General features: G+C 75.1%; 16 protein-coding genes. 11 read left to right on the top strand and 5 right to left on the bottom strand.

The genetic code is table 11. From position 1 onward, the window contains the following. Positions 1-282 precede the first annotated feature (282 nt). From Cch01nite_RS13320 to Cch01nite_RS22745, 6 genes are all read left to right on the top strand, one after another. Complete coding sequence (locus Cch01nite_RS13320) at positions 283-927, top strand: hypothetical protein (RefSeq protein ID WP_203755468.1); 645 nt, start codon at positions 283-285, stop codon at positions 925-927. Between the two features lie 102 nt (positions 928-1,029). Next, entirely contained in the window at positions 1,030-1,812 is a 783-nt protein-coding gene (locus Cch01nite_RS13315; RefSeq protein WP_203755465.1) for a YcnI family copper-binding membrane protein, read from the top strand. After that, positions 1,809-2,528, top strand: a complete 720-nt coding sequence (locus tag Cch01nite_RS13310; RefSeq protein ID WP_203755462.1) for a copper resistance CopC family protein — start codon at positions 1,809-1,811, stop codon at positions 2,526-2,528. The genes Cch01nite_RS13315 and Cch01nite_RS13310 overlap by 4 nt, the downstream gene beginning before the upstream one ends. A gap of 4 nt (positions 2,529-2,532) precedes the next feature. Continuing rightward, positions 2,533-4,665, top strand: coding sequence for a bifunctional copper resistance protein CopD/cytochrome c oxidase assembly protein (locus Cch01nite_RS13305; protein WP_203755446.1), 2,133 nt, complete (start codon positions 2,533-2,535; stop codon positions 4,663-4,665). A 159-nt stretch (positions 4,666-4,824) separates the two neighbouring features. Beyond that, entirely contained in the window at positions 4,825-6,918 is a 2,094-nt protein-coding gene (locus Cch01nite_RS13300) for a S9 family peptidase (protein WP_203755443.1), read from the top strand. 92 nt (positions 6,919-7,010) lie between these two features. After that, positions 7,011-7,364, top strand: a complete 354-nt coding sequence (locus Cch01nite_RS22745) for a DUF6458 family protein (protein ID WP_239070502.1) — start codon at positions 7,011-7,013, stop codon at positions 7,362-7,364. A 117-nt stretch (positions 7,365-7,481) separates the two neighbouring features. On the opposite strand, the gene Cch01nite_RS13290 is transcribed toward Cch01nite_RS22745, so the two are convergent. Further along, complete coding sequence (locus Cch01nite_RS13290) at positions 7,482-8,186, bottom strand: alpha/beta fold hydrolase (RefSeq protein ID WP_203755440.1); 705 nt, start codon at positions 8,184-8,186, stop codon at positions 7,482-7,484. Positions 8,187-8,314: 128 nt separating this feature from the next. Here Cch01nite_RS13290 and Cch01nite_RS13285 point away from each other — a divergent pair, with 128 nt between their 5' ends. Both Cch01nite_RS13285 and Cch01nite_RS13280 read left to right on the top strand, forming a co-directional pair. Next, entirely contained in the window at positions 8,315-9,355 is a 1,041-nt protein-coding gene (locus tag Cch01nite_RS13285) for a chymotrypsin family serine protease (RefSeq protein WP_203755437.1), read from the top strand. 62 nt (positions 9,356-9,417) lie between these two features. Continuing rightward, entirely contained in the window at positions 9,418-9,633 is a 216-nt protein-coding gene (locus Cch01nite_RS13280; protein ID WP_203755434.1) for a hypothetical protein, read from the top strand. Between the two features lie 156 nt (positions 9,634-9,789). Here the strand turns inward: Cch01nite_RS13280 and Cch01nite_RS13275 are convergent, their stop codons facing one another. Then, entirely contained in the window at positions 9,790-11,172 is a 1,383-nt protein-coding gene (locus Cch01nite_RS13275; protein ID WP_203755430.1) for a lytic polysaccharide monooxygenase, read from the bottom strand. Positions 11,173-11,441: 269 nt separating this feature from the next. Between Cch01nite_RS13275 and Cch01nite_RS13270 the strand changes: the two genes are divergently transcribed. Then, positions 11,442-12,875 carry a GGDEF domain-containing protein gene (locus Cch01nite_RS13270; protein WP_203755418.1) on the top strand — a complete coding sequence of 478 codons (1,434 nt, stop codon included), beginning with the start codon at positions 11,442-11,444 and terminating at the stop codon, positions 12,873-12,875. A gap of 12 nt (positions 12,876-12,887) precedes the next feature. Here Cch01nite_RS13270 and Cch01nite_RS13265 read toward each other — a convergent pair whose 3' ends face one another. Together Cch01nite_RS13265 and Cch01nite_RS13260 are read right to left on the bottom strand one after the other, a co-directional pair. Beyond that, positions 12,888-14,822, bottom strand: a complete 1,935-nt coding sequence (locus Cch01nite_RS13265; RefSeq protein ID WP_203755416.1) for an NHL domain-containing thioredoxin family protein — start codon at positions 14,820-14,822, stop codon at positions 12,888-12,890. Positions 14,823-14,889: 67 nt separating this feature from the next. Next, a complete protein-coding gene (locus Cch01nite_RS13260; RefSeq protein WP_203755401.1) occupies positions 14,890-15,780 on the bottom strand; it encodes a hypothetical protein in 891 nt (296 codons plus the stop codon). 257 nt (positions 15,781-16,037) lie between these two features. On the opposite strand from Cch01nite_RS13260, the gene Cch01nite_RS13255 reads away from it, so the two are divergent. Together Cch01nite_RS13255 and Cch01nite_RS13250 are read left to right on the top strand one after the other, a co-directional pair. After that, positions 16,038-16,862, top strand: a complete 825-nt coding sequence (locus Cch01nite_RS13255) for a patatin-like phospholipase family protein (protein WP_203755397.1) — start codon at positions 16,038-16,040, stop codon at positions 16,860-16,862. Further along, positions 16,859-18,004, top strand: coding sequence for a 1-acyl-sn-glycerol-3-phosphate acyltransferase (locus tag Cch01nite_RS13250; protein ID WP_203755382.1), 1,146 nt, complete (start codon positions 16,859-16,861; stop codon positions 18,002-18,004). Before Cch01nite_RS13255 ends, Cch01nite_RS13250 begins: the two co-directional genes overlap by 4 nt. A 113-nt stretch (positions 18,005-18,117) precedes the next feature. Here the strand turns inward: Cch01nite_RS13250 and Cch01nite_RS13245 are convergent. Beyond that, positions 18,118-18,514, bottom strand: a 397-nt coding sequence (locus Cch01nite_RS13245) for a cellulose binding domain-containing protein (RefSeq protein WP_203755365.1), incomplete at its 5' end; no start/stop codon positions are given.

Here is an 18,514-nt window from a genome sequence, read left to right as displayed (position 1 = left end):
CGGGCCTTCTCGTGGGGCGTGCGAGGGGGACGTGGTGCGGGCGAGGCGGAGCCGCAGGTCACGGCGGTGGTGCTGACGGCGCACGGAGGGTGCTCCGGCGGCGGACGCTACGGGACTGGTGCGACACACGCAGCGTGATTCCCGAGCAGACCACCTGGTGTCTGCAACATGCAGGGGTATCAGATGTGTTCCCTGCCACTCCTGGTCCGTGTGACGTGGGGGCGACCGGACGAATCGGTTCACCGGGTCGGGGACGTGCAGTCCGGCGACTACCGTGTCGGGGTGCCCTCGCCGACCACCGGACCGCTGCGCCTCGTGCGCGCGACCGTGGTCGCCCTCGTCGTCGTCGCCCTCGCCGGGCTCGCGCACGTGCTCGGCGGAGGGGAGCTGCCGCCCGTCGTCGTGCTCGTCGCGCTGACCGCTCTCGTGCTCGCGTGCACGGCGGTGCTCGCCGGCCGGCGGCTCGGGCCGGACCTCGCGTTCGTCGCCCTCGGCGTCGGGCAGCTGGTGCTGCACCGGGCGTTCGAGGCGTTCGCGACGACGACCTGCACCGGCGCGACGGTCGTGCCCGGGGGCCACGCGCACCACGCCGACCACGTCGCCGGGCTGGCCCAGGCGGCGGCCTGCACCCCGGCGGCCGTCCACGACCCCGCCGCGATGCTCGCGTCGACCGGCGGCTCCGCGATGCTCGTCGCGCACGTCGTCGCGACCGTCGCCGCCGCGCTGGTCATCGCCGGCGCCGACCGGGCCCTCGCCTGGCTCGTCGTCTGGCTGCGGCCCCTCGCCGGGACACCCGCGACGCCCGTCGTGCCCGCGCTCGGCACCCTGCCCGTCGCCGTCGCGGCCGCCACGCTCGCCCCGCAGACGTGGCGCGGCGTCGTGCCTCGGCGGGGCCCACCCGCGTGGCACACGCCCGTCGCCCCCTGACACCCACGTCCGTCCGCAGGTCGTCGTGCCGGGGCCGCGCCGGCGTGCCCGACGACGCCCGCACGGCGCCACGCCGCGCCGCCCTGCACCGAAGGACGACCCATGCCTGCCCACGACCCCCGCACCCCTGCCCCGCCACCTGCCGGACCTGACCGGCCGCACCGGTCGGCGGCCCCGCGGCGCGCGGCGCTCACGGTCACGGCCCTCACGGCCACGGCCCTCGCCGCCACGCTCACCCTCCTGCCGACCGCCGCGCAGGCCCACGTCCGCGTCGTCCCCGAGTCGACGACCGCCGGCGGCTGGACCGTCCTCACGTTCCGGGTGCCCACCGAGTCCGACACGGCGTCGACGACCGCGGTGACGGTCGACCTGCCGCTCGACACCCCGCTGGTGCACGTCGCGACGAAGCAGGTCCCCGGGTGGACGGCCACGGTCGAGGAGGCCGAGCTGCCCGAGCCCGTCGACGTGCACGGGACGACGCTCACGAGGGCGCCGGCCCACGTCACCTGGACGGCCGACCCGGGCTCCGAGATCGCCCCCGGCCAGTTCCAGGAGCTCGCCCTCCAGGTCGGGCCGCTGCCCGACGCCGGCACCGAGCTCGTCCTGCCCGCCCACCAGTCGTACTCCGACGGCACGGTCGTCGACTGGGACGACGCACCCGTCGCCGGGGGCGAGGAGCCCGAGCACCCGGCCCCGGTGCTCACGACGACCGCGGACCAGGACGCGCCGGACGTGGCCCCCGTGGCGGCGTCGACCGGCACATCGAGCACCTCGGCGGCCCCCGACGACCTCGGCCGCGTCCTCGGCGCCGCCGGGCTCGGCCTCGGGGTCGTCGCGCTCGTCGTGGCCGTCGTCGCGGCCCGTCGCCGCGGGGGTGCCGCGTGAGCCGGCTGCTCCGCGCGAGCGCCGCCCTCCTGCTGGCCGGGGCAGCGGCGCTGGCGGGCGCGTCGGCGGCCCAGGCCCACGACGTGCTCGTCGGGACCAACCCCGCCGACGGGTCCGTCGTCGAGGTGCCCCCGCACCACGTCACGCTCACGTTCACCGAGCCCGCGGTGGCCCTCGGCACCGAGATCGTCGTCACCGGGCCCGACGGGACCGTCGCGAGCACGGGACCCGCGGAGCTCGTCGACGACGACGTGAACCAGTACCTGCTCGAGCAGCTCCCGAAGGGGCTCTACACCGTGCAGTGGCGGGTCACGTCGGCGGACGGGCACGCCGTGGACGGGACGTTCACGTTCACCGCCCAGAACGCGATCGGGCTGCCGCCGGACTCCACGGCCGTGCCGGTCGCGACGACGCCCGCGGCCGAGCCGACCACTGGGCCCACCGTGGCGCCCACCACCGAGACCGCGACCCCGACCGCGTCGACCAGCCCGACCCCGGTCGCGGCCCCGTCGCCGGACGACCAGGCCGTCGCACCCGGTGTGCTCGTCGGGATCGGCGCGGCGCTCCTGCTCGTCGGCGGGGTCGTGGCGTGGCTGCTCCTGCGACGGCCGTCGGCCGGCACGGGTGCGGTGACCGCGGGGCCGACGCTCGACGGGCCGACGGCGGGGCCGATGGCAGGCCCGGCTCGGGACCCCCGTCCCGACGACCTACCCTGATCCGATGAGCACCGGCGGCACGAGCACGGCGGCCGGTCGGACGCCGGGACCGTGGGGCGTCGTCGCGCTCGCGGTCGTCGCGGCTCTCGCGGCCGTCGCCGGCGTCGCGTTCTCCGGTGCGGTCCTGCCCGCGGTGGTGAGCGACCCCGGGGCGCTCGTGCGGTGGGGGCTGCCCGTCACGTCGAGCCTGGCGGAGCTCGCCGGCGCGGTCACGCTGGGCGCGCTCGTCCTGGCCGTCGGCGTGCTGCCGCGCGTCGACCCCGCGGCCCGGACGGCCCGGGCGGCCCGGCGGCCCTCCCGGGCTCGCGCCGACGGCATCGAGACCGCGGCCGGGACGGCGTACCCGCGCAGCACGGTCGTCGCGGCGGCCGCCGCGGGCACGTGGACGGTGCTGTCGATCGCGCACCTTGTGCTCACGTACGCGAACGTCGCCGGGCGGACCCTGGACACGCCGTCGTTCGGGCAGGAGCTCGGCGTCTTCGTCACCCAGATCGACCTCGGGCGGACGCTGCTGCTCGTCACGACGGTCGCCGCCGTCGTCACGGCTCTCTCCCTCGTTGTCGCGACCCCCACCGGTGCGGCGTGGACGGGCCTCGTGGTGCTCGTCGCGCTCTGGCAGCAGGCCCAGCTGGGCCACGCCGCGGGCGCGTCGGGGCACGACATCGCGACGTCGTCGATGGTCGTGCACCTCGTCGGTGCGGCCGTGTGGATCGGGGGGCTCGCGGCGCTCGCGGTGCTGGTGCGGCGCATCGGCACGGACCTGTCGGCGTCGGTCGCGCGGTACTCGGTCGTCGCCGGGTGGTGCTTCGTCGCGATCGCCGTGTCGGGGCTGGTCAACGGCATGCTGCGCATCGACACGTGGGCCGACCTCACCACGGCGTACGGCGTCCTGCTGCTGACGAAGGTCGCGCTGTTCGGTGTGCTCGGGCTCCTCGGGCTCGCGCACCGGCGCTCCGTCGTGCCGCGGCTCGCGGGCGGGACGACCCCGGCGACGCGCGGCGGGCCGCTGTTCTGGCGTCTCGTGCTCGTCGAGCTCGCCGTGATGGGGGCTGTCTCCGGTGTCGCCGTCGCGCTCGGGGAGACGGCGCCCCCGGTCCCCGAGACGACCCCGCCCGACCCGTCGCCCGCCTACCAGCTCACCGGCCATCCCCTGCCGCCCGAGCCGACCCTGCTGCGCTGGCTCACCGAGTGGCGTTGGGACCTCGTCCTCGCGTTCGCGGCCGGCGCCGGGCTCGTCGTGTACTGGCGGTGGGTCTGGCGGCTGCGGCGGCGGGGCGACGCCTGGCCGTGGGCCCGGGCGGCGTCGTGGACCGCCGGCATGGCGCTGTTCACGTGGGCGACGAACGGCGGCCCGAACCTCTACGGCCACGTCCTGTTCAGCGCGCACATGCTGCAGCACATGGTGCTCGCGATGGTCGTGCCGATCTTCGTCGCCCTGTCCGCACCCGTGACGCTCGCCCTGCGGGCGCTGCCCGTGCGGTCCACGCGGTTGCGCGACGACGAGTCCCGCGGTCCCCGCGAGTGGATCCTCGTGCTGGTGCACAGCCGGGTCGGCACGTTCCTCGCGCACCCCGTCGTCGCGGCGGCGAACTTCGTCGTGTCGATGATCCTCTTCTACTACACGGGTCTGTTCGAGTGGTCGCTGCGCAGCCCCGTCGGGCACCTCGCGATGGTCGTGCACTTCACCGCCGTCGGGTACCTGTTCGTCAACGCGCTCGTCGGCATCGACCCCGGGCCTCGGCGCCTGGCCTACCCGCAGCGGCTCCTGCTGCTGTTCGCGACGATGGCGTTCCACGCGTTCTTCGGCGTCTCGCTCGTCTCGGGGGAGACGTTGCTCGTCGCCGACTGGTTCGGCCTCATGGGCCGCCCGTGGGGACCGTCCGCGATCGCCGACCAGCAGGCCGGCGGTGCCGTCACGTGGGGCATCGGCGAGATCCCGACCCTCGCGCTCGCCATCGGGGTCGCGGTCGCGTGGGCCAAGGACGACGAGCGGACGGCCCGCCGCCGCGACCGCCGCGTCGACCGCGAGGGGGACGTCGAGATGGACGAGTACAACGCGATGCTCGCCGGCCTCGCGGCCCAGGACACCCGCGAACCGGCCCCCGGCCACCCCACCCCGGGCCGCCCCCAGCCGTAGCGGCCGTGCCCGCCCGACGCCGACCGGCGGGCCCCTTGAGTGAAGACTTCGTACCACCAGGTGCGACGAAGTCGTCACGCCGCCGCCTTCGCCCGCCCCACCGGCGGGTGGTGGGTCTGCCACCGGGAAGCGGCGGCGTGGGCGTGGTGGGATGGGGCGGTGAGCGACGACACGACGACCACGCCCTTCCACGACCTCGACGACTACGTGGCGATCCCGCGGCTGTCCGGCCTGGTGCTGTCCCCGGACGGCACCCGGCTGGTCACGGCGGTGGCGACGCTCGACAGCAAGAAGACGAAGTACGTCACGGCCCTGTGGGAGGTCGACCCGGCCGGCGAGCGGCCGGCGCGGCGCCTCACCCGCAGCGCCAAGGGGGAGGCCAGCGCCGCCTTCACCCCGGCCGGTGACCTCCTGTTCACGAGCGCGCGCCCGGACCCGGACGCGAGCGAGCCCGACGACGAGGCCCGACCGGCCCTGTGGCTGCTCCCGGCCGACGGCGCCGAGGCACGGGTCGTGGCGACCCGCACGGCGGGCGTCGGCGGGGTGCAGGTCGCGACGGACGCGCCGGTGCTGCTCGTCACGTCGGACGTGCTGCCGTCCGCGACGGACGCCGAGGCCGACGAGAAGCTCCGCAAGGAGCGCAAGGACAAGAAGGTCGCCGCGATCCTGCACGACTCGTACCCCGTCCGGTTCTGGGACCGGGACCTCGGCCCCGACAGCCCGCACCTGTTCACGGCTGAGGTCGGCACGGACGTCGTCGCGCCGCTCGCGGGCGCCACGGACCCGCGGCTCACGTTGCACGACGCGACGCCCGACGCACGTGCGGCCCTCGTCGAGCAGCACGCCGCGATCAGCCCGGACGGCCGCACGCTCGTCACCGGGTGGACCCTCCCGCTCGCGCGCGGCGACCAGCGTGTGCGGCTCGTGGCCGTCGACGTCGCGACGGGGGAGCGCCGCACGCTCGTGGACGACGACGGCGCCGACGTGGGCGGCCCGGTGATCAGCCCCGACGGCCGGTGGGTCGCGTACACGCGGGAGACGATCTCGACGCCGCACGACGCACCCCGGGTGGAGCTGTTCGTGGTGCCGCTCGCGGGTGGCGGGCCGAAGCGCCTCGGGGAGGGCTGGGACCGTTGGCCGCACGACCCGGTGTGGCTGCCGGACTCCGGGTCGCTGCTGGTGGTCGCGGACGACGACGGCCGCGCGCCGGTGTTCGTCGTCGACGTCTCGACGGGTGCCGTCACGCGGCTGACCAGCGACGACGCGGCGTTCTCGGACGTACAGGTGAGCCCGGACGGCCGGACCGCGTACGCGCTGCGCACGTCGTACCTGGCCCCGTCCCACCCCGTGCGGATCGACCTCGCGCGGGCCGCCGAGACGGGTGCCCCCGTGCCGGCGACGCCGCTGGTGTCGCCGGTCGCGGACCTGCCGCTGCCGGGGACGCTCACGGAGGTCGAGACGACCGCGGAGGACGGCCGCCGGGTGCGCGCGTGGCTCGCGCTGCCGCACGGCGCCGGCCCGCAGGACCCGGCTCCGCTGCTGCTGTGGATCCACGGCGGTCCGCTGGGGTCGTGGAACGCGTGGTCGTGGCGGTGGAACCCGTGGAACCTCGTCGCGCTCGGGTACGCGGTGCTGCTGCCCGACCCGGCGCTGTCGACGGGCTACGGCCAGGAGTTCGTGCAGGTCGGCTGGGGCGCCTGGGGTGCGGCGCCGTACACCGACCTGATGGCGGTCACCGACGCCGCGGAGGCCCGCGACGACATCGACGAGACCCGTGTCGCGGCGATGGGCGGCTCGTTCGGCGGGTACATGGCGAACTGGGTCGCGGGGCACACGGACCGGTTCCGGGCGATCGTCACGCACGCGAGCCTGTGGGCCCTGGACCAGTTCGGCCCGACGACCGACGGCGCCTACTACTGGGCCCGCGAGATGACGGACCGGATGGCGCTCGACAACTCGCCGCACCGGTTCGTCGACCGCATCGTCACGCCGATGCTCGTGGTGCACGGCGACAAGGACTACCGGGTGCCGATCGGGGAGGGGCTGCGTCTCTGGTACGAGCTCCTCGCGAAGTCCGGGCTGCCCGCCGACGACGAGGGCCGCACGCCCCACCGGTTCCTGTACTTCCCCGACGAGAACCACTGGGTCCTGAGCCCGCAGCACGCGGTCGTCTGGTACCGGACGGTCGAGGCGTTCCTCGCGGAGCACGTGCTCGGCGGGACCTCGAAGGGGTACCCGGAGGTGCTCGGCTGACCCTCTCGAGATGCGGGGTGCTTGTACTCCCGACAGACTCCGTCAGTCAAGAGTCGGACGAGTCCTCGTCCGGCCCGACGGAAGGAGCCAGCATGGGTATCGGAGGCGGCATCGCCCTTATCGTCATCGGCGCGATCCTCGCGTTCGGCGTCCGGGACAGCATCGACGCGATCGACCTCACGACGATCGGGTACATCTGCATGGGCGCCGGTGCGCTCGCGCTGATCCTCGCGATCGTCATGAACGCCCAGCGCAGCAACACCTCGCACCGTGAGGTCATCGACCAGCGCGTCGCCCCCGCGCCGGCGGCGGCCACCCCGCAGACGCCGCAGACCCCGCAGACGCCCCAGGCGCCCGCAGCCCCGGTCGTCCAGCAGGCGCCCGCCCAGCCCGTCCAGCAGGTCCCGGCGCAGCAGAACCCGCCGCAGGCGCCGCCCGCGGTCTGACGCGTCCGGCCGGATCGGACGGCTGCCCCGGCGGTACCACCGCCGGGGCAGCCGCACGTCCGGGGCCGTGCGCGGGCGGCACCCGCGCGCGGAGGACCCGAGCGCGGCGGCGCCGCGTCAGTCCCGGCGAGCCTCCTCGACGAGCACCGCGGCGAGGTCCGCCGGCCGGGAGAACATCGCCCAGTGGCCGGTGGGCAGGTCCACGTAGGTCACGTCGTACCGGCCGAGCTCGGTGTGGAAGGGCGGACCGCCGCCGGCCACCGAGCGCAGCATCTGCGACGGGACGCTCGTGCACACGGCCGTCACGGGCACGTCGAACCGGCGCGGGTCGGTCACGTGGACCGGCTCCCGGGCGACCCTGGCCGGGTGCGGGACCGCGAGCCGCCGGAACCGGGCGAGCCCCGCCTCGTCGACGCCGTCGAGGCTGCTGCCGGCCGCCTGCAGCTCGTCCCACGCAGGCAGGTCGAGCGCGGCGACGTCGTCGGGCAGGTCCAGCGCCAGGGACGCCCCGTCCTCGAGGGGTCCGCTGTCGAGGAACACCGCCCGGCGCACCCGGTCGGGCCGCCGGTCGAGCACCTCGCCGACCACCGCCCCGCCGCCGCTGTGCCCGACCACGACGACCTCGCCGTCGAGCCCGTCGAGCACGTCCGTCACGGCCCGCGTGTGGTCCGCGCGGCGCACCGCCGCCACGTCGTCGCCCGGTGCCAGGCCCGGCAGCGTGACGGGTACGGGGTCGAGGCCCGCCGACCGGAGCGGGTCCAGGACGTCGTCCCAGGCCCACGCACCCAACCAGAACCCCGGGACCAGCACGATGTGAGTCATCCGGACACCCTCTCGCCCACCACCGACACGCGGGAAGCCGCACGTCGGACGAGCAACGGATGTCGGCGTCGCACGGCAGACTGGCCCGCGACCGGGAGGAACCGGTCGGGACGAGCAGGGGGCGACGGATGGACAAGAGCAAGGCACGGGAGCTCAAGGCCCAGGTGCTGGACTACGCGCGTGAGCTGGCCGGGCGGACCGTGCACCCGGCGGAGGTGCGGGCGGCGGACACGGCGCACGAGCCCGTGCTGTTCGTCGGGCTCGCCCCGCAGCCCGACGGCTCGTACGCGCTGGCCGTGCGGTACCGGCTGGGGGTGCCGAGCGTGCGCAGCATCGCCCGCAAGGTCGCCGAGCAGGTCGGCCCGACGGTCGACGTGCGGCGCACGGGTCGCATCCGGACGCTCGCGACGACCGGGACGCCGACCGGTCGCAGCGCCGACGGCGCGGACCGGGTCCGTCCCCGTCCTCCGGTCATCACGGCCCGGTCGCTCGGCGAGACGGGCCGGGTGCGACCCCTGCGCCCGGGCGTCTCGATCGCGCACCACGCCGTCACCGCCGGCACGCTCGGTGCGTTCGTCGAGGTCGGCGGCGCCGTGCACGCCCTGTCGAACTACCACGTGCTGTCCGGCACGCCGAAGGCGCGGGTCGGCGACGTCGTCCTCCAGCCCGGGCCGGCCGACGGGGGGCGGGAGCCGCGGGACCGCGTCGGCACGCTGGCCGCCCGCGTGGAGCTCGCGCCCGGCTCGACCGCCAGGGTCGACGCCGCGATCGCGCTGCTCGACGACCCGGTGGTCGACCCGACGTACCCGGTGGGCCGGATCACCACGACCGCGGCCGCCGTCGGCGGCGAGGTCGTCGGGAAGATCGGGAGGACCACCGCCGTGACGCGGGGGCGGGTGTCGGCGATCGAGGTCGACGGTGTCGTCGTCGGGTACGGCCGCCAGCTCGGCGAGCTGAGCTTCGACGACCAGATCGAGGTCGAGGGGTTCGACGCCGAGCCGTTCTCGCGCGGCGGTGACTCCGGCTCGCTCGTCTACCGCGAGGACGGGGTCGCGATCGGGTTGCTCTTTGCCGGTTCGGAGACCGGGGGCGACAATGGGACAGGGCTGACCTACCTCAACCCGATCGATGCCGTCCTGGACGCCTTCGGCGCCACCTTCGTCCGCTGAGTCGCACCGAGTCTCGTCGGGCCCCGTGGCCTGGGCCGGGAGACGGCGGAAGGCGGTGCACGATGGCGGACCTCGCGCAGGCGCGTGCGGCGAAAGAACAGCTGCGCGTGGCCTTGGACGGCAGGTCCGACGTGCGGGGCATCGGGATCACCGCGTCAGGTGACGGCTACGGGCTGCAGGTGAACCTCGAGCGAGGGTCCGCGGACGGCGTGCCACCACGGGTCGACGGCGTGGACGTCCGCGTCCGTGTGGTCGGCGCCATCCACGCGAGCGCGTAGCCCGCACGCGCGCACCGCGCAGGCTCTCGCCGCTGGACGTCCGCCCACCTTCTGGACGTCCGCTGCCCACTGGTCGGTCGTCCAGGTGTCCATCCCCGGAACGGTCCGGGGCCCGGCCGCCGCCGCGACCGAGCCCCGGTGTCATGCGTCCGACCGTCAGGCGAGCGTGCACGCCGTCCCGTTGAGCGTGACGCCGGTCGGTGCCTTCGGGGTGCCGGTGCCCTGGAACCCGAACGACACGGACCCGTGGTGGTCGATCGTCGAGTTCCACGCCGCGTTCTTCGCCGACACGGCCGTGCCCGTCTGCGTCGTCACGCTGTTCCAGGCCTGCGTGACCTTCTCACCGTTCGTGAACGTCCACTTCAGCTCCCAGCCGCTGATCGCGGTCATGGAGTCGTTCGAGACGCTGACCTGCCCGACGAAGCCGCCGTTCCACGCGTTCGACACGTCGAACTTCACGGAGCACCCGGCCGCGTCGGCGGCGCCGGAGCTGAACGTCAGCGTCGGCGAGTGGGCCGACACGTTCCCGGAGACGTCGGACGCCGTCACGTAGACGGAGTACGAGGTGCTCGGCGTCAGGCCGGAGAGGGTCACCGAGTTCGACGTCGGGTTGGCCAGGACGGCGTCCGTGGTCGCGTCCCGGACCGTGTACTTCTGGACGCCGACGTTGTCGGTCGACGCGGTCCAGGTCAGGGACGCGGTGGTGCCGGCGGCAGCGGCGAGCACGGGCTTGCCGGGCGTCGACGGTGCCGTCGTGTCGGTGACGGGGCCGGTGTTCGTCGGCGTCGGGGTCGGCGTGGGCGTCGCGGTGGATGTCGGGGTCGGCGTGGGCGTCGGCGTCACGGTGCCGCCCTGGAACACGACGTCGGCGCAGTTGTAGAACGACTCCGGGCTGTCGGTCCGCTCCCAGACCGAGAAGAGGATGTGCCGTCCCGACTTGTTCGGCAGCTTCGCGCTCCAGTAGTACTCGGGGCCCGCCGGCCCGCCCTGCCGCACGGGCGGGTTGAGCACGCGGTCGAAGTACGCCGGCTCGAGGTCCGCCCAACCCAGCGGCTTCGTCTGGTCCCAGCCGTCCTTCGTGACCCACGTCGTGAACGACCCGGGGTGCGGCACGACGGCCGCGTACTGGAACGTGATCGTCGACCCGGACTGCAGCGTCGTCGTCGGCCAGCCCGAGGCGGGCGTGTTGAACGTGTCGAACTTCGAGTCGGGCCCGCAGAGCTTGCCGTCGGGGATCGTCTGGTGCTGGCCCGCGATCAGGCTGAGCAGGTCGCCGAACCAGTTGTAGAACGGGTAGTTGCTCACCGCCAGCGCGTCCTTGCAGCGCTGGTTCGTGGGCAGCACGTTGCCGGCCTGGCCTGCGGCCGCGCCTCCGGCGAGGCCGTCCTGGTAGCAGGCGTAGGTGCGGGTCTGCGGGAACGTGAGGCCGCCGTGGGCCTCGGCGCCGGAGGTCGGCAGCGCGACGACGAGCGCCGCCGCGAGCCCGGCGATCGCCGCGCCGACGAACGCTCGTCGGCGCAGGGCATGCGTGGTGGACATGGGGCTCTCCCTGATCGGAAGGCGGCGACGTTGCCGCGCAGAGGGCTGCTGAGCACCACGAGCCGGGGTCGGCGGAGCCCGGGCGCGGGGATGCGCAGTGCCGGGGACGGGCTCAGGGTCGCGATACGCCGAACGGGTGACAAGGCTCCGAACCGTTTCGGCGGCGCTGTGCTGGCACGACGCTCGACCGAGGCTCGCGACGGGTGATCTCATGGACCTCTCATGTCCCGGGGTCGTCGGGTGTCAGCCGGAGGGTCGATGATGGGCGCGTGACGCGCCGGACCACCGCCGAGGGGACACGCAAGGACCAGGGGTCCGATGCGTCGTTCGGCGGTGTCCGCGGGCTCGCGCTGGCGGCGCACCGCCTCGACCGGAACCGCACGCTGGAGGACGTCGTGCAGGCTGCCGCGGGCATCGCGGTCGAGGTCCTGGGCGCGCGCGGAGCCGGCGTCTGCCGCATCGAGCAGGACACGTGCCGCATCCTCGTCGTCGAGCCGCCCCCGCCCGACGCACGCGTCCGGTGGCTGTCCCGTGCGTCGTACCGGGCCGACGACCGCCCCGCCCTGCGGGCCCTCATCCGTGACCGGACGAGCTGGGTCGCGCACTGCGTCACGCCCGACGGGACACCGACGGCCCCCGGCGACCCGGAGGCCGGCGACGAGGTCGAGGTCGAGATGCTGCGCGAGATCGGCGCGGTGTCCGGGATGGCGGTCCCGCTCGTCGTGAACGGCGCGGTGTGGGGCCAGCTCATCGCGACCCGCGCCCAGGGGCGGCCGATCTTCCACGTCGACGACGTCGCCCGGGCGGAGGTCCTCGCGGCCCTCGTGTCGGGCGCGATCGCGCGCGTGGACCTCGAGGCCCAGGTGCGTCACCTCGTCGCCGACGACCCCCTCACGGGCCTCGCGAACCGCCGGGTCGCCGACACCTCCGCGGAGGCCGCGCTCGAGTCCGGCCAGGAGACGTGCATCGTGATGTGCGACGTCGACGGCCTCAAGCGCGTCAACGACCAGCTCGGGCACGAGACCGGCGACGACCTGCTGCGCTCCGTCGCGGACGTGCTGCGCCGCACCGCCGACGCGCTGCCCGGCGCCACGGCCGCGCGGATCGGCGGCGACGAGTTCTGCCTCATCACCGCGGGCCGGCGGCGCGCAGAGGTCGCCGAGGTCATGGCGGCGACCATCGCGGAGTTCCCGCTGCCGCACGGTGCCGCCATCTCGTACGGGCTCGCGTCGACGGCCGTCGCGGGCGCGGTCTCGGCACGGCAGCTGTTCCGTCAGGCCGACATGGCCCAGTACCGCGCGAAGCGGGCCCGTGCGCGGGCCCGACGCGCCGCCGCACCGGCCACCGCCGACCCCGCCGTCACGGCGGAGCGTGTCGTGGTCGCCGGGTCCGCCGCGATCGTCGCCGCGCAGTCCGGCATCGTGCCGCGCCTGTGCGCGCTCGCCGCGGCCGCCACCGAGACGCTCGGCGGGTCGGGCTGGGCGGTCCTCATGCGCCGGCCCGGTGCACCCGACGACGAGGCGCCCGCGGCGGTCGCCCGCGGCGGCGGACCGGCGGAGGTCGGTGCCGAGTCGTTCACGACCGTCGTCGGGCACGGGCCGTGGGTCGTCGAGGTCGGGGTGTCGGGCACGGCGGCGACCGGCGAGGTCGTCGACACGTCGCTCGACGCGCTCGTCGCGGTGGCGGTGCTCGGCGCGGGCTGACGGCCCGCCGCGTCAGCCGTGCAGCGGGAGCGTCAGCTCGGCGGGACCGTCCGCGACGAGCCGGACCGGGACACCCCAGTCCTGCGCGTTGAGGTGGCACGCCGGGTACTCGGTCGCCGGGTCCGCGTCGCAGCTCGCCGCGTGCGCCGTCACGTGCAGCACACCCTCGGCGACGTCGGGGTTGAGGCGCAGGGTGCGGTGCAGCGGCACGTCGTCGCCGGCGCCGTCGAGCAGCAGCTCGGGCGGGGTCGACGAGACCTGCAACCTGGTCGACGGCCCGTAGCGGTCGTCGTACTTCTGCCCGGCGGCCGGGGTGAAGACGACGTCGAGCGCGACCGTCCCGGCGGCCAGCTCGGTCACGGGCCGCTGCGTGCGGTGCGCGCCGCCGTCGACGACCTGCCCGACACCGTCCGCGAGCGGGACGCGGGTGAGCCGGTGCGCCGCGGACTCGACGACGAGCAGCACGAGCCCGTCGTCGCCGGTCAGGGCCACCAGCCCGCTGGGCTCCGCGAGGCCCGTCGCCAGGGTCGTCACCTCGCCGGGTGTGCCGTCGTCGACCGCCGGGACGAAGCGGCGGACCGCGCCGTTGTACGTGTCGGCGACCGCCACCGACCCGTCGGGCAGCACCGCGACGCCGAGCGGGTGCTGCATGCGGGCCTGGTCGGCGGGGCCGTCGCGGTGCCCGAAGTCGAACAGCCCCTCGCCGACGGCCGTGTGCACCGTCCGGGCGGCGGGGTCGACCCAGCGCAGCGCCGACGTCTCGGAGTCCGCGACCCACACGCGCCCCTCGGCGTCCACCGCGAGCCCCGACGGCTGCGCGAACCACGCGTCGGCGAGCGGCCCGTCGAGCAGCCCCTCGTTCTCGGTGCCGGCGAGCGGGTCGACGGCGTCGCCGTCGAACGACCACAGCGTGTGGTTCCCGGCCATCGCCACGACGAACGTCCCGAGCGCGGGCGACCAGACGACGTCCCACGGCGACGACAGCTTCTGCCGCCGCGCCCCGGCCCGGACCGTGGGCACGCCGACCACCGGCTCGACGGCCGGCACCTCGTCGGGCTCGTCGTCCCAGCCCAGCACGTTGTCCACCGCGCCGACCATGTACTGCGCGCCCGTGCCGGCGACGGTCGTCACGACCCCGTCGGACAGCCGCACACCGCGCAGTGCGTGGTTCACGGTGTCGGCGACGAGCACGTCGTACCCGAGCCGCGCGCGCAGCTCGTCGGGCACGAGGCACAGACCGTTCGGCTCGGCGAACGACGCGTCGGCGGGGCCGCCGTCGTCGAAGCCGCGCGCCCCCGAGCCGATCCGCCGCACCAGCGTCGACCCGTCCGGCTCGAGCTCGACGAGGCTGTGGTGCCCGGCGTCCGCGACGAGCAGCCGCCCGCCGGGCAGCGCGACGGCCTTCGCCGGGAAGCGCAGCGTCCCCGCGCGCGGCTCCGGCGCGACGTACGGGCCCGAGCCCCGGTGCAGCGTCCCCTTCGCCTCGTGCTCGGCGATCAGGTCCCGGACCAGCACCTCGACGTTGTGCCGGTGCCCCTCGCCCGCCATCTGCGCGACGACGTACCCCTCCGGGTCGATCACGACGAGCGTCGGCCACGCCCGGGCCGTGTACGCCGACCAGGTGACGAGCTGCGGGTCGTCGAGCACCGGGTGGTGCACCTCGTACCGCTCGACGGCGGCGGCGAGCGCGACCGGGTCGGCCTCGTGCACGAACTTCGGCGAGTGCACCCCGACGATGACCAGCACGTCGCGGTGCCGCTCCTCGAGCTCACGCAGCTCGTCGAGGACGTGCAGGCAGTTCACGCAGCAGAAGGTCCAGAAGTCGAGCAGGACGATCTTGCCGCGCAGGTCCGCCAGGGTGACGTCCCGGCCGCCGGTGTTGAGCCAGCCCCGGCCGACGAGCTCGGAGGCACGGACACGGGGCAGGCGGGCAGACGAGTGGGTCACGGGTCAAGTGAACATGACGGCGGCGTCCCCACCGGAATCGGCAGCCGGCCGGTGAGGGGGTGCCGCCTCAGCAGGGGCGGGGATCGGCGACGTCCTCGACCCAGCCGATGCGTAGGCGAGGATCCGGGTCGACGGTCTTGATCGTGTACGTCTTGGTCCAGACGTGGCACTCGCCGTTGACGGTGGGGTCTCCGATGCGCTTGATCTCGGCGGTGGCGAGGTAGGCGCCGTCGTCCCGGGTCTGCACGTCCAGGACCACGACGGTGCGCCAGTGGATGCCCGCCATCGAGGCCGCCCACCCCGCCTCGCTGCCGACGTACTCCTGCAGCTTCGGTGTGAAGTCCTCGTACGCGCCTGCGTAGTCGGCCGAGTTGATCCGCATCCCGTGCTGTCGCAGGAAGATCGAGACCTCGAGGGTGCCGGGAGCGTCCGTCACGGCTGTCACCGTGGGGTCGGGGATCCCGGCCGGCGCGGCGCGCGGTGGCGACGCGGAACCCGGATCCACGACCGGCTCGGGGACGGTGGCGCGGGCCGGAGAGCCCCCCGACGGCTGGGACGCGGAGGACCCGTCTCCGTGCCCGCCCGACGTCGACCCGGTCGAGGTCCGTCCCGGGCCGGAGCTCGCGACGTCGGCCGACAGCTGCCCCGGCCACGCGTCCTCGGGCGCGCGTGCCGCCTGTGCGGCGGCCTCTCGCGCGGCACGCCGGTCGGCGAGCGTGGACTCGACCTGGCAGCTGACGAGCAGCGTCACGGACAGGGCGGCCAGCGTGAACCGTGACCAGAACCGCCATCGCCGCTGCGCGCGCTCCTGTGCCTCGACCCGAGCGAGGTACGCGGCTGCCGCCTGCTCCTCGCGACGCAGGGCGGCGGCCGCCGCGGCACGCTTCCTCGCGACGGCCGACGTGACCGAGCGCTGCGTCGCCAGGGCGGGATGACGGCGACCGACGGGCCAGCGCACGGCACACGTCGGGCACGCCCACATCTGTGCGCCGACCTCGCGCCGCGCGACGTTCCCGCACGCGGGGCACGCCTTCCGCGTGGCCGGCGACCCCGGCGTCGGGCGCTGGCTGGAAGGACCTGTCACCCGAGGAGTCTGACTGCTCGATCGCCGCGGCGGTGTCCCCGTTCGGGTGATTCGTCCCGGTTGCGGCGCCCCGGGCGCCGGCCGGCACGCGACGCCGTGCCGCGCCCGGGGCGCTGTGTCACGATCCGTGGGTGACGGTCGGGTACGTGCTCGGTGGGGGCGGGGTCCGGGGCGCCGTGCAGGTCGGGATGCTCAAGGCCCTGTTCGAGGCCGGTGTGCGCCCGGACACCGTGGTCGGGACGTCGATCGGGGCGATCAACGGCGCGGCGATCGCGAAGGACCCGACCCCCGCGGTCGTCGACCGGCTCGTCGACGCGTGGGCGTCGCCTGCGGCGGCGGCGATCTACGGCGACTCGTGGGCCAAGCAGCTGCACCGGCTCGCGAAGTCCCGCACGCACCTCAACTCCCCGGCTCCGCTGCGGGCGCTGCTCGTCGACATGCTGGGGGAGGGGGTCACGTTCGAGGAGCTGGCCGTCCCGCTGGCGGTCGCCGCGGCGAGCATCGAGAGCGCGGGCGAGCGGTGGTTCGACAGCGGGCCCGTCATCGAGGCGGTGCTGGCGTCGTCGTCCGTGCCGGGGATCCTGCCGCCCACCCTCATCGACGGCGAGCACTACGTGGACGGCGGCATCGTGAACTCGATCCCCCTCGGCGAGGCCGTGGCGCGCGGTGCGACGACGGTGTACGTGCTGCAGGTCGGGCGCATCGAGGAGACGCTGAGCGCGCCGGGCAAGCCGTCCGAGGTCGCGCGGATCAGCTTCGAGATCGCCCGGCGGCACCGGTTCACGCGCGAGATCGGCCTGGTGCCGGACGACGTCACGGTGCACGTGCTGCCGAGCGGCGGTCCCGCGAAGGGCGACGAGAAGCTCGGCTCGTACCGGCGGATGGACGCGACGCGGGCCCGGATCGACGCCGCCTACGCCGCGTCGACGGCGTACCTCGAGGGTGTGCGGGCATGACGTGGCGGCTGCCGCCGCGCTGGGTGCGCCGGGTCGTGCTCGCCCCCGGGATCGTCGTCGTCGCGGTGCTGCTCGTGCCGACGAGCCTCCTGCTGGTGATCTTCCTGCTCGGTGCGCTCGCCTGGCTCGTGCCCGGGCGGCTGCGCGTCCCGCGCATGCTGTGGATGGCCAGCTTCTACATCCTGTGGGACGCCGCCGTGATCCTCGCCGCGTTCGGGCTGTGGCTCGCGTCCGGGTTCGGCCTGCTCGTGCACCGCCCGGGGTTCCTGCACGCGCACTACCGGCTGGCCGACCGGATGCTCACGGTCCTGTTCTGGCAGGTGCGGTGGACGCTGCGGCTCGACATCGACGTGGTCGACGCGGACCTCGGGGTGGTCCTCACGGGCACGCCGGTCGTCGTCGCGAGCCGGCACGCGGGCCCCGGCGACTCGTTCATCCTGGTCCACGCGCTGCTGAGCTGGTTCGACCGGGAGCCGCGCATCGTGCTGAAGGACACCCTCCAGTGGGACCCCGCGATCGACATCCTGCTGAACCGGCTGCCCGCGCAGTTCGTCACGCCGCGGGCGAGCCGGCGCGACGGTGCCGCGGGCGGCTCGGACGCCGTCGGACGGCTCGCGGAGGACCTCGGCCCGCGGGACGCGCTGCTCATCTTCCCGGAGGGCGGGAACGTCACGCCGCGGCGACGGCTCGCCCGCATCGAGGCCCTGCGCAGCGCGGGCCGGCACCGGCTGGCGGCGGACGCCGAGCAGATGCAGCACGTGATGGCACCGCACTCCGGGGGGATCCTGTCCGCGCTCGACGAGGCCCCGCAGGCGGGTGTCGTCTTCGTCGCGCACACCGGGCTCGACCGGCTCGTGACCGTCGCGGACATCTGGCGGGAGCTGCCGATGGACAAGCGGATCGTCATGAAGGGCTGGTCGGTGCCGCCCGACGAGGTGCCGCGGGAGCGGGCGGCGCAGGAGGAGTGGCTGTTCGCGTCGTGGCTGCGGATCGACGAGTGGATCTCCGACAACGAGGTGCCCGCGGCCGCACCGGCACGGGTCCCGCCCGTCGCGCCGGACGCCCCGGTCGTGCACACGACGCCTGACGCGCCGGTCGTGCGCGCTGCGCCGGACGCGTCGGGCGACGTGCCGCCGACCTGACCGCCGGCACTCTCCCCCGGCACCTTTCCCGGCCCCTTTCCCGGCCCCGCCCCCGGCACGCACGGAGGGCCGCCCGCGGCTACGAGCGGCCCTCCGGTCCCGGGTCGACGGGGTCAGTGCGTCAGCGACTCAGGGGTTGACGACGCCGCGCACGTCGCCGTCAGCCCCGAGGTGCTGCCGCTGCCGATGTACCCGGCCTGCGCCGTCCCGGCGGCCGCGAGGCTGCCGTTCCAGGCGGCGTTGGTGATGGCGTTCGTGCCGGACAGCGTGCCGTTCCACGCCTGGGTGATGGTCGCGCCGTTGACGGTGACCTTCCAGCCGCTGATCGGCTTCGAGCCGGCCGTGACGAGCACGTCACCGACGTAGCCGCCGTTCCAGCTGCTCGACACCTTGACCGTCGCCGTGCAGCCACCGTTGCCGGTCGGCTGCGGGGTGGGCGTGGGGGTGACCGTCGGGGTGGGGGTCGGCGTCGGGGTCGGGGTCGGCGTGACCGTCGGCGTCGGCGTCGGG

The organism is Cellulomonas chitinilytica (assembly GCF_016862675.1).
GTDB classification, from domain to species: domain Bacteria; phylum Actinomycetota; class Actinomycetes; order Actinomycetales; family Cellulomonadaceae; genus Cellulomonas; species Cellulomonas chitinilytica.
Note: the sequence above shows the minus strand (reverse complement) of the source record. Positions and strands in the feature narration are given on the sequence as shown.